General features: G+C 40.6%; 12 protein-coding genes. 3 read left to right on the top strand and 9 right to left on the bottom strand.

Going from position 1 to position 11,778, the window contains the following annotated elements; all coding sequences use genetic code 11:
- Positions 1–9: 9 nt before the first annotated feature.
- Positions 10–993 carry an aromatic ring-hydroxylating oxygenase subunit alpha gene (locus CBS1_RS03255; protein WP_090223142.1) on the bottom strand — a complete coding sequence of 328 codons (984 nt, stop codon included), beginning with the start codon at positions 991–993 and terminating at the stop codon, positions 10–12.
- 127 nt (positions 994–1,120) lie between these two features.
- Between CBS1_RS03255 and CBS1_RS10435 the strand changes: the two genes are divergently transcribed.
- Entirely contained in the window at positions 1,121–2,050 is a 930-nt protein-coding gene (locus CBS1_RS10435; RefSeq protein WP_033191365.1) for a DDE-type integrase/transposase/recombinase, read from the top strand.
- A gap of 5 nt (positions 2,051–2,055) precedes the next feature.
- Here CBS1_RS10435 and CBS1_RS03250 read toward each other — a convergent pair whose 3' ends face one another.
- From CBS1_RS03250 to CBS1_RS03235, 4 genes are read right to left on the bottom strand one after another with little or no spacing between them, the layout of a single operon-like run.
- Positions 2,056–2,601 (bottom strand): methyltransferase family protein, encoded by a 546-nt coding sequence (locus CBS1_RS03250; protein ID WP_164969240.1) that lies wholly within the window; start codon positions 2,599–2,601, stop codon positions 2,056–2,058.
- An 18-nt stretch (positions 2,602–2,619) separates the two neighbouring features.
- The gene (locus CBS1_RS03245) at positions 2,620–3,363 is read right to left on the bottom strand and encodes a hypothetical protein (RefSeq protein WP_090222766.1); all 744 of its coding nucleotides are present in this window, start codon (positions 3,361–3,363) and stop codon (positions 2,620–2,622) included.
- A complete protein-coding gene (locus CBS1_RS03240; RefSeq protein ID WP_090222768.1) occupies positions 3,360–3,998 on the bottom strand; it encodes a glycerol-3-phosphate acyltransferase in 639 nt (212 codons plus the stop codon). The genes CBS1_RS03245 and CBS1_RS03240 overlap by 4 nt, the downstream gene beginning before the upstream one ends.
- Positions 3,991–5,067: a glycosyltransferase family 2 protein gene (locus CBS1_RS03235; RefSeq protein ID WP_033191848.1), complete on the bottom strand. Its 1,077-nt coding sequence runs from the start codon at positions 5,065–5,067 to the stop codon at positions 3,991–3,993. The genes CBS1_RS03240 and CBS1_RS03235 overlap by 8 nt, the downstream gene beginning before the upstream one ends.
- Positions 5,068–5,183: 116 nt before the next feature.
- Here CBS1_RS03235 and CBS1_RS03230 point away from each other — a divergent pair, with 116 nt between their 5' ends.
- Positions 5,184–5,429 (top strand): DUF3783 domain-containing protein, encoded by a 246-nt coding sequence (locus CBS1_RS03230; RefSeq protein WP_033191847.1) that lies wholly within the window; start codon positions 5,184–5,186, stop codon positions 5,427–5,429.
- Positions 5,430–5,474: 45 nt separating this feature from the next.
- Here CBS1_RS03230 and CBS1_RS03225 read toward each other — a convergent pair whose 3' ends face one another.
- Together CBS1_RS03225 and CBS1_RS03220 are read right to left on the bottom strand one after the other, a co-directional pair.
- Positions 5,475–6,794 carry a S8 family peptidase gene (locus CBS1_RS03225; protein WP_090222770.1) on the bottom strand — a complete coding sequence of 440 codons (1,320 nt, stop codon included), beginning with the start codon at positions 6,792–6,794 and terminating at the stop codon, positions 5,475–5,477.
- Positions 6,795–6,939: 145 nt separating this feature from the next.
- Positions 6,940–8,502, bottom strand: a complete 1,563-nt coding sequence (locus tag CBS1_RS03220) for an FGGY-family carbohydrate kinase (RefSeq protein WP_090222772.1) — start codon at positions 8,500–8,502, stop codon at positions 6,940–6,942.
- 186 nt (positions 8,503–8,688) lie between these two features.
- On the opposite strand from CBS1_RS03220, the gene CBS1_RS03215 reads away from it, so the two are divergent.
- A complete protein-coding gene (locus tag CBS1_RS03215; RefSeq protein WP_090222774.1) occupies positions 8,689–9,894 on the top strand; it encodes an MFS transporter in 1,206 nt (401 codons plus the stop codon).
- Positions 9,895–9,946: 52 nt separating this feature from the next.
- Here the strand turns inward: CBS1_RS03215 and CBS1_RS03210 are convergent, their stop codons facing one another.
- Together CBS1_RS03210 and CBS1_RS03205 are read right to left on the bottom strand one after the other, a co-directional pair.
- Complete coding sequence (locus CBS1_RS03210; RefSeq protein WP_033191844.1) at positions 9,947–10,951, bottom strand: electron transfer flavoprotein subunit alpha/FixB family protein; 1,005 nt, start codon at positions 10,949–10,951, stop codon at positions 9,947–9,949.
- Between the two features lie 31 nt (positions 10,952–10,982).
- The gene (locus CBS1_RS03205) at positions 10,983–11,774 is read right to left on the bottom strand and encodes an electron transfer flavoprotein subunit beta/FixA family protein (RefSeq protein WP_084384055.1); all 792 of its coding nucleotides are present in this window, start codon (positions 11,772–11,774) and stop codon (positions 10,983–10,985) included.
- Between the last annotated feature and the right edge of the window lie 4 nt (positions 11,775–11,778).

Genomic DNA, 11,778 nt, shown 5'->3' with positions numbered 1-11,778 from the left:
TTTTACTGGTTAAACGTTATTAATTTTTTTCAGTTCTTCTCTCTTCTTTCTATATTCAATTATCGGCAGGTCTCCGTTGATGAGGTTTTCCGACATCCTGAGTTCAGACCTCTTTGGTATTTGAGTTTCAACAACGGCTTTGTCTTGGTGTAACACCTTTTTATTAAACGGTGTTCCTAAGATGGCGATGAGTTTATCAAGAAACTTTACCTTGGTGAATCCAACGTAGAATCTAAGGTAAATTTTGGTATGTTCATCATCTATCGGCACAAATGCTGCGGTCACTCGTAGCTTTTCGTCAATGTGATTTTGCCAAATATTAGGAAACTTGAACTCTAAGTAGACTTTACTTGCATCGCTTATCTTAAGTTCATCGGGTCTTTTGGCCGGTGTCCCATCGTCTACTCTGTTAAAGACATAGAAATAAAACATCGTATCATCAATCCACCTAACAATGGGGCCATCTGCAACAGTTCTGTTTCCTTTTCCAATGGTATTGTAGTGTACAAAAGGTACGTGGATAGGGTCCAACTGGTTTTCAATAGCTCTACTATAGTGCACGTTCCATACTTCACTAAATTCACTGTATGATAAATCATCGCTTATATCATCGAAATACTTTGGAAAAGTTTTTGGTTCATCATCGCCGTACCATAGCCAAATAAAGTCTGCCGTCTCATGCACTCTGTAAGACTTTACTTTGAAATTCTCAGGAACAGGGGTTTTTCTACCGTTTGCGGGGATAGCGACCACTTTGCCTGTTGGGTCGTACTCAAAACCGTGAAACGGGCACATCGCAACGTGTCCGTTGTGAAGTAACTTACCATGCGATATAGAAGCTCCTCTATGGCAACAAATATCCGATATGCAGTGTACAGCACCTTTGTTATCTCTCCAAAATGCGAGCTTCTCGCCAAATCTTGTAACACCAACTAATTGCCCTTTTCTTATCTCACGTGAAGACATTACAACGTACCATTGATTTTTTATCATAATGCTCCCCCCTTTATATGAACGATGCTGTTAACTAAAAGTATTGAAAATTTCCAAAAACCGTATTATCTTCTTATTAGTGGAACACCCCCCACCATCAATTCTCACAAAAAGGAGGTACTCCACTATGCAAAATTCTGTAGTCTCTTGCCCCAAATGCGGCTCTACCAACATCTACAAAAACGGTCATGATAAGTACGGTAACCAACAATACTTTTGCAAAGACTGTAAGCGCACTTTCAGACTTGTTCATTCAAAAAAACACAAGCTCTTCTCTTTCCCTTATCCTAAATGCCCTGTCTGTGGAAAAACTATGCAAATCCACAAAATCAAAAAAGCCTTCGTTAAGTTCCGTTGCCGTTCTTGCCATACCAGAGACGAAATCCCAACTAACTTACCTCAATTTGTCCCTCTTCCTTTCGACTCTTTCAAGTTCTTCCGTTTCCCTATCTTTATTGTCCTTAAAGCCTTCGTCCTTTATTTCAAAGCTGTGTCCTTGCGTTCCATCAGAGACTCACTTAATATCAAAGTCTCTCATGTCGCTATCTACAAGTGGATCCTTAAGTTGTCTTGTTTCTTTTCCATCCTCGTTCCTGTAGATGCTTTCAAAGTCCATGGTGATGAAACTGTCGTTTTGTTTAAATCCAAAAAGTACTACGTTTGGTTCTTAGTTGAGCACGATTCGAATCTTATTGTTGCTTGGCATGTATCCAAATATCGCGATATGGGTCAAGTGAAGATATTGTTAGAGAAGTTCTTTGGTAACAACGAAAGAACAATCGAACTAATTACAGATGGACTTGGTGCATATGGTGCAGTGAAGATACTATACAAGAATATCAATCATATTGTTGTGAGACTTGGGCAAAACAATCAATGTGAATCGAAGTTTTCGTTATTCCAAGACTTTGTACGAGCCAAGCGTGGATTTAAGAATATTGACAATCTTCCAATGTACGTGAACAGCTTTTGTGTAGTGAGAAATCTCTTGAAACTGAACAACAATGATATTGCGCGTGTTATCTGTGTTCTATTGTCTTCCATCACTACAAGTTAACAGGATCATATGAACATCCTTGTTCTCTTTTTATATTCGATGAACTCATCTCCAAATTCCCCGTGCAGTTTCTTTTCCTCAATAATTGCTCTGTATAAGAACGCTAAGAAGGGAAAGACAGATATGAAAATAGAAGATGGAATATGCTGGAATACGATCCCTAGACCGAGGAATGCTACTATCTCGCCTGTGTAACTCGGATGCCTGATTTTCTTATATAATCCCCTCTGAACGAGCTTTTTATCTGGTCCGACAACTATATCTCCAGAGAAATACTCACCCAAGCTTATGATCGCTAAGAGTCTAATCGTCACACCGAGCATAACGATGAACGTACCGAATATTTGGAATGGCCCGAATTCCCTCGTTCTCCAAACCGCTCTGAAATCTTCTGGTACAATTGCTAAAAATACCCCTATCAAAATAAGCCCGATAACTATGAACTTACTCCTTTTGTCGAGCACTTTTGAATAAATGTTTTTTCTTAGAACAAGAACGCAGAAATCCATTATCCACCAAGCTACGATTGATATCCAAAATAGATAGCGCATAACCATCCCCCTTACTTTTCACTTTAAGTTTGCAAGCATCTGCTTTGCTAGCTTGACGTTATTTTCATGTTGAGCTAAAAAGTAAGGATGAGGCGGCAAGTTAAGGACTTTTCTTAATTCACTTTCAGCTGCTTTTTTGTCACCTAATTTCAGGTAGAGTTCTCCCAAGTATAGATACAATCCTGAATAATTTGCTATGTACTTTTCTGCTTCTTTGAAATTCTCCAAAGCTACCTTGGTATCACTAAACGGCCAAGGTGCTGACATGTAGCGCACAGCCTTTGCCATGTAAGATAAGCCTTTATAAAGCTCATCATTTGAGAATCTTATCGCATTATCAATGTATCTATCGAACCGATTTAAATAATCGAGTTTTATAAACACGTTCACAAAGTCGATGAGTCTGGCATAGCACATACTTGCTACATAATACGCTCTGCCATTTTGTGGGTTTGATTTAATCACATCTTCAGAAAGTTCTAGTGCCTTTCTCAAAAGTTCCTCTTTCTTCTTCCTGTCTGATACTATCTCCGAATATTCAAAATATGATTCAGATAGTATTACTTTGAGTGTTTCTGTATCTTTGACCGGGTTGTTTTTTGAGAGTACATTTTCAAACTCTTTTATCAAATTTGAAAACTGCGTCTCGCTTTTCAAAGAACGAGCCTGAGTAAACACTTTTTCGTAACCTTCGATGTTATTTCCAGGCAGTGAACCGCTGATCAAAAGAGCAAAAACAACTAAAATCAAGCTCTTCCTCACGCTTCTCCCCTCTTTTCGATAAGTTTAAATATCTCCCTTCTATGTTTGTAAGCAACAATTATTAGGTTCCCAAAATAAAGTACTATTAATTCTGGGGACCCGTTGAAAACTTTCCATATTGTATATATGAGCAAAAAGAAAAAACCTATAAAAACACGCAAGGTATCTTCTTCTGGTGTTGTCCCTCTTTTTCCTCTGAGCTTATTTACCACAGAGAACAATGTAAACGTAATACCAAGCACCATCGGACCTTCCCATTTGGTCAATACAGACCAAGCACCGAAAGTTGTTGCTATCGCTTTTCCTCCTTTGAACCGGAGCATTGGTGAGAAAGCATGTCCGGCAACACCAGCCAACGCAGCTACGCTAACCACGTAGGGATTAATCTCTACCCGGGCATTCCAAGCAAACAATGCAAGTGGAAAGACACCTTTGAAATAATCAAGTGCAAGCGCAAGAAAGCCCAATTTCCAACCTGCCGCCCTCCAAAGATTTGTAGAACCAGGGTTACCATCGCGAACCTTTCTGAGGTCAATCTTTAATAAACGGGCAATTATGTAAGAATACATGATGCTTCCAGAAAGAAACTGGACAAATATTATTGTTAAGTAAGATAAAAAAGTCTTATCAAACATTTATCTTCCTCCCTTTCCATGATACTTGCTTTTTGAAAATTGTCAGATAAAGGGAGTAGAAAAACACGATTAGGAAAAACAAAAAATGCACGGGGTATAAGATAGCGTCATACCATTTGTAATCACCGGTAGGCTTAGCCATTACATAAATAGCTAAAGCGGTCACCATATAACGCACGGCCCCTTCTATACTAAAAGCAGTACTTATGGATGAATACACCCCCGACATCCATATAATAGATAAAGCAAATGGAAGAATACCTGCCGTTATTGCCCCAGATGACATATTTTTCGAAAAACCTTCGAAAAGCTGTCTTATCCCATTCGGATACATTCTGAATTTGACAGTGTTGTTTCCAAGAAAATTTGTGACTTTCAATCCACTCCTCAGGTACAATTTCCCAAGTTTTATATCCTCAAGAACACTATCTCTAATCGCTTCGTGTCCTCCGACCATCTCGTAGTCTTTTCTTGATGTAAAAATTACAGGTCCAAATGCTCCGGAAGGTTCCTTTGAAGGAAATCCAAGATTATTACTTGCGTAAATGACAAGCAAGTTGAATGGTAGTGTCAAATGCTCGTAAAATCTTTCGAACCGTTGGTATGGCCATACTGTTATCAAACCACTCTTTTCCCTGTAACGCTGGATAAGAGAGCTAATTAGGACTGGCTCAGGTTCAACATCAGCATCAAGAAACAATAAATAATTGCCAGAAGAATTGGAAAACCCGTTCCATATAGCCCAGGATTTTCCTACCCATCCTTTAGGTGGTTCTTCGGTTAGTCTAATAACCTTCACGTTCTCAAAGCTTGACGCAACTGAATATGTTCCATCTGTGGAGTTATCGTCAACAACGATTAATTCGAACGGTTTTATCGTTTGATTTAATATCAGCGGTAAAAGCTTTTTCAAGTTCTGCTCTTCGTTGCGGGCTGGTATAATAACAGAAATCTTTGTATCGTTGACTAAGTCTTCATAATCGTTTTTCGAATGTAAAATTCTCTTTCTTCCGGAGATAACGTACGCAATTGAAATCAGTATGAAAAGTCCAAATACGATGAATCTCAAATTCGATTCCTCCTTAACGCTTTCTGGAAGGATTATATCATAAAAATATTGACAACTGGTTAATTTCTGTATACAATTAGACGTGGTATAAATACTTGCAAAAGGAGATGCATAGAATGAGTGAAGAGAACAGAAAAGAACAGAAGATAGTAATACTGCACGGCTTTGAGAAGCCGGAAATCCTTAAGGTTATGAAACTTCTCAAAGAAAATTTTCAAGGTGAAGACTTGATCTTTGCAAGCACAACTCCGACGAGTTTGACCTGGAAAGTTGAAGACCTGATCACCGAACTCAAGCAAGAACATGAGGAATTTAAGAGAATTAGGCAAACTAAGAGAGAAAACGAATCACCGAAGGAATAAGAAAAGAGGGAGGCTTTAGCCTCCCTCTTTGTTTTGTTAGTGTTCTTAGTACGTTAAAGCTTTGTAAGCATCAATCAATCCGTATCCAACGTACTTATTCCAGCCCGTAGAGTCGTACGTGTAACCTGGAATCTTGTAGGCTGTCTTTATCAATCTGTTTCTGATGGCTTCCGGTGTTGTGTATCCTTTTGCATAGAGCATTGCCGCAAGAGCTGCAACATGTGGTGTTGCCATGGACGTGCCTTGCAAGAACATATATATGTCACCATTTGTTGGTGTCCATGTGGTACTCAGCACGCCGTCTGCATATCCATCGCTATTTTGATCAACGCTTGTGTCTCCACCAGGCGCAACAACGTCGAGGTAGTGATAGACGTAAGCTTTTTTGTAAGGATCGTAATATCTTGTGTAGTTGTAATTAGAATACGGTGCGCGTTTGTTATCGTACCTTGTTGCACCAACAGCTATTGTTTCAACGTAAGCTGCTGGATATGAGAGTGAAGGTCTATTTTCATTTCCTGCAGCGCACACCAATGTAACGTTTTTACCGTAAGCATATTTAACTGCATCCATAAGTACCTGGGCACCACTGCCACCAAGGCTCATACTAACAATTTTCGCTCCGTTGTCTACTGCCCATCTGATTCCAGCTGCTACATTGTCAAGTGTTCCTGAACCGTCTGCACCGAGCACCCTGATTGGCATTATCTTTATTCCGTATCCGCCCCAGTTCACACCAGCCACACCTAAGCTGTTGTTTGTAACAGCTGCAACTGTACCTATACAGTGAGTACCGTGGCTGACATCTTGTGCTGGGTCTGTGGGATTGTTGTCACCATCTACGAAATCTTTACCAGTGACAAATATGCCTTGAAGGTCTGGGTGTGTAAAACTAACACCAGTGTCTACAACTGCTACGACAATATTAGCAGATTTCATTATATCCCATGCTTGAGGAAGTTTGATGTTGTTGTAGTGCCATTGATATCTGTAATACGTATCGTTTGGTGTTGCAAGCGCTCTGTATATATAGTTCTTATCAACTGATTTGACGCCGGGAACGGAGCTAAGAAGCTCGGGTTTTTCCGTACGAACGGTGACGATCTGGACATCTTCAAATGAGTAGGTTCTGACTATTTCTGCCCCAACGCTTGACAGTGCTTTGATAACGTTTTCTCTTGGTTCAAATTGGAGAACGTATTCGCCTGGAACGAAATCTTCTTCTGTTCCCGATACTCCAAGTTTGTCAAAGACTTTGAACTCTCCTTGAGCCCGAGGTTCAAATCTTGGTTCAAATGTGTTTGTACAGCTGAACGTTACTAACAAAATCACGAAAACGGCAGCAAATAAGGCTAGCTTTTTCATCAAACAACCCCTCCTATCCAAGAGTGTGAAACTTCCGAAATCGATGAAGAGATTATACAAAATTTCTGATGCCTTTGTCAAGAAAAAGTGGTGGTTTCACTATAAAAATGTGATAAAAGCTTTTAAATACTACCAGAAAGCAACTTCAAATTCTATTTTGAAGATTGTTGATTTTGCTCGTTATCTTCCCAAGTTCGTAGTACAATTTTTCCATGCGTTTCCACATCTTTGCGTATACCTTGTTGAAATACTCACTGTAAACTCTGCTCTTCTCAGTGTCAGGATAAAAAATTTTTTCGATCCTTACCATATTTTGAACGGCTTCTTCAAAGGTCTTATACCTTCCAATTCCAACATATCCTGCAATAGCAGCGCCAAGAGATGCGGTTTCATTAGTCTGCACTTTATAAGTTGGTACGCCAAGTATGTTTGTCGTAATCTGGCACACCTCTTCGCTCTTGGAGCCTCCACCTGAAAGCCCTATCCTTTCCAGCTTAACACCAGTTTTTCTTTCTATCCTCATTTTCCCTTCCAATAATGCGTAGCCGATGCCTTCTATAATCGCCTTATAAACATGCAACCGTGTGTGTCTGTCTGAAAATCCGACGATTGCTCCTCTTGAGAAAGGACGTTCGGGTCCAGCGGTCCATGTAGGTTGTATGATTAGCCCATCGCTTCCATCTGGGATTTCACGCAGGTATCTATCGAGAATTTTTTCTGGGAACGTGTTTAATTCTTCGGCTTCCCTAACTTCACTGTGTGCGAATTCTTTTTTAAACCAAGTAACCAACCAAAAACCCCTGGACACACCAAATTCTGGGTTGTAGGCATTCGAAAGTATCGAAGGATAAGGTGGTATGAACGGTATAACTTCTACATATTTCGGCGTGGTTGTTTGAATTTTCGCGGTTGTTCCAAGACTTATACTTCCTACATTCGGAGAAAAGCATCCAACACCCAAAGTTTCACATTGTTTGTCCGCACCAGCAGAGATTAATGGTAATCCTTCCTTAAGACCAGTGAATTGAGCGGCTGATTTGGTAATGTAACCAAGTATTGCAGTTGGTTCAACAAGCCTTGGCAGTTTATCTCTTTCAATTCCGAAAAGTCTCCATTTGTAATGAAAATCACTTTTAATCCAGTCCTTCTTTTTGTAGTCAAATGGAATATATCCAACTTGTGAAGCGATTGAGTCGACAAATTCTCCAACGAGTTTGTAAGTCAGATATCCGGAGAGAAGAAGGTATTTGTGAACTTTGTTCCAGATTTCAGGTTCGTTTTGCTTTATCCAGTTAGCCTTACTCCTTCTATATGCCATGCGTGCTGTCGGAAGTTTCTTGATCAACCAAAACGCAAGTTGCTCATGGAAATACAGCTTAGGTTTCCCGAACGCCTCGCGTTCGTCGAGCCAAACAAACGCGTCTCTCAACGGTGTGCCGTTTTTGTCCACAACTACAATTGTAGCTCTCTGGGTTGTTAAAGTAACTGCCTCAATTGATTGAAACTCTTTTGGCGATTTTTCTTTCAGTCTGTTTGTAGCCTTTGCAAGACTTTCCCAGTACACTTCAGGTGATTGCTCAGCCCAGCCACTTTCACGTGAATAGTATGGTTCAAAGTCCACCTTTTCACCTGCAAGAACATCCCCTTTGTCTGAAAAGATGATCGCTCTCAAACTCTGCGTACCACAATCAATTGCAAGAACACTCATATCTTTTCCTCCCAAATTCTTGTAGCGATACACAATCCTTATTATACCACTTTTTCTAACACTACCTAACTCAATAATATCTTTGGCAAGAAAATCGTATATAACTTTAGACAGTGTACATTGACAAATATATGGAACGGTTATATAATTAGGTAAAACTAATTTGCATCTAAGGAGCGATGGAAAATGGAAGGCGAACTACAAAAGAGAAAGGTTATAACGACACTGTTTTTCATCGTCTTAGCGGACATGCTTGGCTTTGGACTCATAATCCCTCTGCTGCCGTATTATGTTAAGCAATTTGGTGCAAGTGATCTAATGATAGGGTTGTTAGCAATGGTTTATCCACTTGGACAAGTTTTTGCAGCACCATTGATTGGAAGATTTTCCGATAAGGTGGGAAGAAAAAAAGCGCTACTTTTAAGTGTGGGTGGTACGTTTTTGTCCTTGATAACACTCGGACTTGCCCGATCGGTGCTTGTTGTTTTGATTTCGAGACTGATCGATGGTCTGACCGGAGGAAATATTACCGTTGCGCAGTCGTACATCGGAGATTTCACAGATGAAAAGAGCAGGGCGAAAAGTTTGGGTTTAATAGGAGCTGCCTTTGGACTGGGTTTCATATTGGGCCCAGCTTTAGGTGGTTTCTTGAGCAGATGGGGATTTTCGGTACCTGCATTCTTTGCCGCTGGACTCTCTTTTGTCAATTTGCTGAATATCATTTTTCTTTTGCCTGATTCGAAACCAGCCCAAGATTCAAAGAGAGTCCCATTCACTTTTGAAGAGCTCAAAAAAACTATATCTATGCCGCACTTAGGTTCTTTAGTCCTTGTTAAACTCTTCTACTCACTTGGTTTTACGATGTTTGAATCGTCCTTTTCGCTCTTTGCAATGAAGAAATTGAACCTTCCGCTTTCTACAACAAGCTATGTGTTGGCTTACGTTGGTTTGGCTATCGTGTTCACTCAAGGGTTTTTGGTTGGTAAGGTCACCAAGAAGTACAGTGAGGATAACGTTATTAAGGCGGTGATATTCATAGCATCTCTCTTCTTGCTCTTATACTCGCTTTCTGCTAATGTTTTTACACTTTTGTTGTTTTTAGGTCCTCTTGCCATGACTTCTGCGTTGATTGGTGTATCTTTAAGCTCACTTGTCACAAAGTCTGTCCAGAGGGAAAAACTTGGCGGAACGCTGGGAGTGTTCAATTCCGTTGATAGTCTCATGAGGATAATCAGTCCTGTTTTGGGAGCGGCTATCATACAGTACCTTGGTCCATCGTTGCTTGGTGTATTTGAAGGACTTGTAGTTTCGATAAGTGGCCTAATTTTCTACCTTGTTTTTGTGCCAAAGTACAGTTTGTTTATTTCCAAGAGTTCAGGAGGAGTTGTTTGATTAAGTGTAAAAATAAGAAAGCAGGTTTGCAACCTGCTTTCTTGTAACTGATTTAGGAAATTTCTTCCTCCTGAATAGCCATGTTTTGTTTTAGCTGTTGAATGAGCCTTTTAACGATTGGCTTCCAGTCGCCTACAATAGCAAGGTCCGCAACTTTCATTATTGGTGCTTCCGGATCTTTGTTTATAGCGATGATATATTCGCTTTCTTGCATACCAGCGAGGTGTTGGATGGCACCACTTATTCCAATGGCTATGTATAGTTTCGGTCTGACAACTTTTCCAGTTTGTCCCACTTGTAAATCTTTCGGTAACCATCCTTCATCAACAGCGGCTCTCGAACCTGCAATTCCACCACCAAGCAATTCCGCAAGCTCTTCGAGCAAATCGAAATTCTCTTTAGAACCTACACCTCTTCCACCGGCCACTATTATCTTTTCAGCGCTTATATCTTTGTGCCTGCGAACCTTTGCGATAACCTGCTCAACTTTCACCTTTATGTCTTCTTCTCTCAATTTCGGTGTGAAGACGTACACCTCTGACGTCCTTTGCGTATCAGCTTGTGGTATTGGGAAAACACCGGGCCTAATCGTTGCCATCTGTGGTTTCTTGTTAGGACAAATAATAGTTGCCATGAGATTTCCACCAAACGCTGGACGAGTCATGAGTAGCAATTTAGATTCAGGGTCTATCTCCAAATTAGTACAGTCTGCGGTGAGACCTGTTTTTAACCGTGCTGCAAGCCTTGGACCAAGTTCTCGGCCTGTAAGTGTTGCCCCAATAAGCAGGATATCTGGGTTTTCAGATTGAACGACCTGGTACAAGGCTTCTGTGTAGCCATCAACGGTGTATTTTTCTAAGAGTGGATGCTGGAGCGCAATAACTCTTGTAGCGCCGTAGTTGGCGAGTTTCTCAGCCAGATGTGTGATCTTGTTGCCACAGACAACCGCGACCACTTCTCTATCAAGGTCTTTTGATAATTGAGCCGCTTTTCCAATTAATTCCAATCCAACGTTTAATAACTCACCATTTCTTTGTTCACAATAGACCATTATCATTTTTTCCACGCCCCTTTGGTAAGTAGACTTATCACAAATTGATGAGCTTTTCGGCTCTCAGCTTTGATATGATCATTTCCGCTGCCTCTTCTGGAGTGCCGTTAAACGTTACTCCTTCTCCCTTCGGCCCTTTTGTGAACGTTCTTCGAACTTTCGTTGGAGAACCTACAAGCCCTACCTCGTTCTTGTCGAAGTTTAAAACGGAGTTATTGAAAATCGTTATTGGCTTGTCGAAACAACCGAAGATGTTTGCAATCCTCATGTATCTCGGTTTATTGAGTTCCTTTGTGCACGTTATTAAGCATGGGAGTTTCGTTGTGATAACCTCATATGTGTTATCCAGTTCTCGCGTGACGATTACCCGTTCACCCTCAAGTTTCAAATCAACGGCGTAGGCTATTACTGGGATCTTCAAGTGTTCCGCTATTTCAATACCGACCTGTGCAGTGTCACCATCTATTGCTTGTCGACCAGTTAAAATCAAGTCAAATCCTATCATTTGTGCAGCTCTTGCTAATATCATACTGGTAACCCATGTATCTGCACCTGCGTATAGCGGGTCTGTTATTAGTACAGCTTCATCTGCACCCATCGCATAGCTCTCTCTGAGAATAGCTTCCGCTGAAGGTGGTCCCATTGTTATCACTGAGACTTTCGCACCATATTTATCTTTGAGCTGTAGTGCTGCTTCAAGTGCGTTTTTATCTTCTGGGTTCATTATTGATTTAACACCATCTCTGATAAGAGTTCCTTTTACCGGGTCAACTTTAACCTCTGTTGTGTCCGGGACTTGCTTTGCGAAAACTATAATTCTCAAGCTCATGACT

It is taken from the genome of Fervidobacterium changbaicum (assembly GCF_004117075.1).
Lineage (GTDB): Bacteria > Thermotogota > Thermotogae > Thermotogales > Fervidobacteriaceae > Fervidobacterium > Fervidobacterium islandicum.
The sequence above is the reverse complement of the archived record's forward strand: the minus strand, read 5'-3'. Positions and strand labels throughout refer to the sequence as shown.